We start from the raw sequence: 3,924 nt of genomic DNA on the forward strand, positions 1-3,924 counted from the left end.
ACCGGGCCAGCTCGGTCTGCTCACCCCGGGCCGTGACATAGCGGTCACGCTGCTCGGCGCTCTCGATCTCGAACAACATCAGGTACTGCCCGGTCCGCTCTCCCCGCAACCCGCGCAACAGCGTCCACCGCCACCCCGGGTACAACGGCAGATGAACACCTTCACCACGCACGAAGGTCTCGAACTCCTCCGGCGTCACACCAGCCTCCGTGTCGATGGCGATGTACTGAAAGGTGAACACCGACGACCGTCCCATTGCGCGTCCAATCCTCAGGCCGGGAAAAGGGACCGCGTCCGACAAGCACGACTCCCCACACCCCATCCTGCCCGCTCGAGAGCAACGGGGCCCCGCAGGAGACGCTAGCCGCACCTCGCGTTCCCGGGTTCGCTCGCGACGGGTCTCGTCGTGACACGCCCCAGCATGAACTGCGACTGCTCGCTACTCCACGCGAACACGCACACCGTCGCCACTCCGTCGAACTCAATGCCGCGCAGGGTGCCGAACAACGCGTCCAGTACGCCTCGCCCTGGCCGGCCCGGCGGCCGACGCCGTTACCCAGAGTTCCGGATCTGAAGCCTCACGCGTCGATGCATAGGGCGTTATACGGCCAGCGGGCTCTTCCGGCGCCCTGGATGCGCCAATCGGACCAGAACATGCCGTAGTCGAAGGCGACTTTGCCCGCCTGGCCAGCTCGTCCTGGGCCCCGGGGTCCTGGGGCACGAAGACGCCGGCGAGTGCGGTGGCCGGGCGCGTTCGTAACCCGGTGGTCGCTCAGTCGTCACCGTCGGATTCCTCGGCGCGCTCGCGGTTGCCCTGCTGCCGCTCCTGCTCCCGCCGGCTGTAGGTCGCCCGGCGGACGCGTTCCTCGTCTTCGACGCTCGAACCCAACGCCCCGGCGACGATGCCCACGGAAGCCGCCAGCCACACCAGCTTCAAGTACGAAGCCGGCCCGGCCGGATGGCCGAGAACCTGCCCGAAATACATGCCCTCGACCAAAACGATCGACGCCACCAGCGCCAGCCCGAACAGGATGGCGTACATGCACGCCACACCGATCGACAACGTCAGCGCGGTCGAAGCGTTGTACAACACAGCTTTGCGCCGGTCGAGATGCCCGGACGGCGAATCCCACAGGTGGTTGTGCACCATCAGCCAGCCTGCCATGAGCAGGATCGCCAGCACCGTGATCCCCGCCAGCCGCAGCGCGGGCAGCGCTTCGGCGAGCTTCCAGAACGAGGTCGTGATGATGCCGTACGCGGCAGTGGCCGCCGCGGCCGCGGTCGCTCCGGCGAGGTTGGGCACCAGCCGCCACGGCCGGTTGTCCCGGATCATCCCGGCCAGCAACCGCACCCGGCCACGCAGACCCACCAAAGCCAGGTGCTCGTCGGCGGCGCCGCGGCCGCGGACGTGCCGCGTCGGCGCGACCAGGTCACGCAGCCGGTCGAGGATCCCGCGCGGCGGATCGGCCTCCTTTGCCGTACGGCGCGCCACCAGGTGCCGGACCAGGTGGACGACCAGCCGGGACACCCGGCCCCGCAGCCGCAATGCCCCGAGCGCAGGCAACGACACCATCGCCACACCGTGGTCGACGTTGTAGTCCGAGGCGATCGGGACCGTGCCGGATCGCCGCGGGAGGTCGGTGACCAGCACCAGCAGGTCCCAGCCGTGTTCGGCCCGGCGCTCCTCCGCCAGGGCCAGCATGGGGATGTCACCTTCCTCGTTCAGCGGAAGGGACTGAGTCTCGTGCTCGACGCGCCACGTCGTCTCCTCGCCGAGGTCACGGGCCAGGCGGGCGGGCAGGCCTTCCGCGATTCTCCCGGCGAGCTGCCCGGGCAACCCGTCATCGGTCAATAGCCCCACCACGAGGGCCTCCGGCGCACGCTGGGTCATGCTCAAGCCTTCCTCGATCGACGAGGTGAGCCCTCCGGGTTCCCGGCCCGCCCCCCGGCAAACGGCCGGGCGTTTGCCAGCCGGGTCACCGGGTACCGCACGTGGTATGACCGAAAAGGACGAAACGGCGACCGGCGAAGATCTGCGTGCCGAAGAATTCGACCGTGCCGCGGTGGGAGACTCAGGTCAAGCACCACATCACCATCGCCGGATCCAGTACCCACCCAAGATCAGCGTTCAGCTCTCCTTCAGTGGTCACAGACCAACCTTATCGAGACAGCCGCTCCTCAGACAGCGACCCGGCAGCTCGACGCAAGGCTCGCCGGGGCAGACAAGCGACATCGCGCAGCCGGCCAGCTCACGATCAGCGGTCAGGAGCCTACTCAGCCATACCCGCCCGCCCCCGCCGTCACGCTGTCGACATGACGCGGAGCCGTCCCGCTGCTCGTCATCGCAGCCGATGCGGCGGTCGAATCTCGGCTGAACTTGTCTGGGCGCTGGACTTCTCGCCGCCGCAGGTGGGTGACGATCTCCGCGGGTCGCAAACGGCCCGTGTAGCCTGGGAGCGCTCTCAACGCGCTCCAGTCGTGACCGGCCGGGGCCGACGGGTCTGGCGGACGTGCCGATCGGCAGGATCGACGCGCCACTGGCGGCGGCCGATCCGGGATCGGCCGCCGCCAGTCGCCTACCGCAGTCCGGTTCCGGGTCAGGTGCCGTAGCCCGGCGGATTCTCGGCGCCATACCTGGCCAGGTCTTCCCAGCTGGGCAGCGTCGGCCAGTCGAAGAGGCGGCCGGACTGGCTGTACTCGACGCCGGCCATGGCGCCGCCGCCGAAGCCGATCCCGACGCCGTACCCTGTGGTGAAGTTCTTGCCGTCGCGGGTGACGGAGGCGGAAACAGATCCACCCGGGCCGGCTTTCACACTGGCCGATCCGGCGTAGGATTCTCCCGGTATCTCATCGATATTGGCCGAAGACCCCTTCACGCTGATACCCACGCCGGCCGAAACCCCCGCTCCCGCGCCGGCGTCCAGGTCGGTGCTCCAGCCGAGCCCTCGCGAATCCCCGGTCAGGCAGGCGTCGCCGGCCGCGCCGGTGAAGGCCTGGAGGTTCCCGCCTGCGCACACCGAAAGGGAACCGTTCGGTTTTCCGTGCTTCCTGCTGTATTCGTCGATGTCTTTCTGCCGCTGCTCCTCCGCTGCTTTCACCCGTGCCGCCTCCGCGGCCTTCTGTTGTACCTCGGCCGCTTGCCGGCTGCGCAGCGCAGCCATCCTTTCGTTGTGCCGCCGCACGAGTTCTGCCACTTCGAGTTCGCGCTTGCTCGGCCCCCGCGCCACAGGCGGCTGCCCGCCCTGCGGCGCGGGGGTGGCGGTCGTCTCCTTCGGCGAGGACGGTTGAGCCGGCGCGAGAGTGAGATCACGAGGGCGGACGTAGGGCTCCAGCGGATCGGGTGCCGAAGACCGCAGGCCCAACCGACCGTCGGCGAGCAACTCCGACAAGGTCGGCTCGCGATCACGCGGGTCGGGCATCGGCGGTCCGTACTTCTCCTTCTTGCCCTGCCGGTTCCTGGCGGCTTGGGCTTCGCGCGTCTGCCGTTTCTCGAGGCGTTTGACTTCTGCTTCGGTTTCGGTGACTCGCTGCGTGGTGCGTCGGCCTGCGGCTCGCCGGGCTTCGGCTGCCTCGTCCTTGGCTTGTTCGAGTTGTCGCCTCAGGCCGGTGCCGGGGTTGCCGCCCTGCTGGTCGCGTCCGTACTGGGCCCGGCCTTTCGCGGTCTGTTGCAGGTCGCGAAGCGCCTCCTCACGCTTTTCGCGCTCCCGCTTGCTTTCCCGCGGCGAGAGCAGCTTGTCCTCGACCGACTTGGGTGGTGCCTGCCGCAGGGAGTCCAACGCTTGGTCGATAGGCGACTTGCCAGGGGCCTCCGGCGACTTCGGCGGATCCTGCTCGCGATCACGCGGGTCGGGCATCGGCGGTCCGTACTTCTCCTTCTTGCCCTGCCGGTTCCTGGCGGCTTGGGCTTCGCGCGTCTGCCGTTTC

Annotated in this window: 2 protein-coding genes and 1 pseudogene; all 3 read right to left on the reverse strand. The window is 68.9% G+C overall.

The window, feature by feature from the left end:
* A pseudogene (locus I4Q55_RS48770) lies at positions 1–301 on the reverse strand (hypothetical protein); the annotation flags it as partial.
* A 471-nt stretch (positions 302–772) separates the two neighbouring features.
* Positions 773–1,891, reverse strand: coding sequence for a UbiA prenyltransferase family protein (locus I4Q55_RS48775; protein WP_206797871.1), 1,119 nt, complete (start codon positions 1,889–1,891; stop codon positions 773–775).
* 706 nt (positions 1,892–2,597) lie between these two features.
* Positions 2,598–3,924 (reverse strand): hypothetical protein (locus tag I4Q55_RS48780; RefSeq protein WP_206797872.1); only part of this gene is annotated, 1,327 nt, incomplete at its 5' end.

The sequence above is a fragment of the Amycolatopsis sp. MtRt-6 genome (assembly GCF_017308975.1).
In the GTDB taxonomy this organism is placed as follows: domain Bacteria; phylum Actinomycetota; class Actinomycetes; order Mycobacteriales; family Pseudonocardiaceae; genus Amycolatopsis.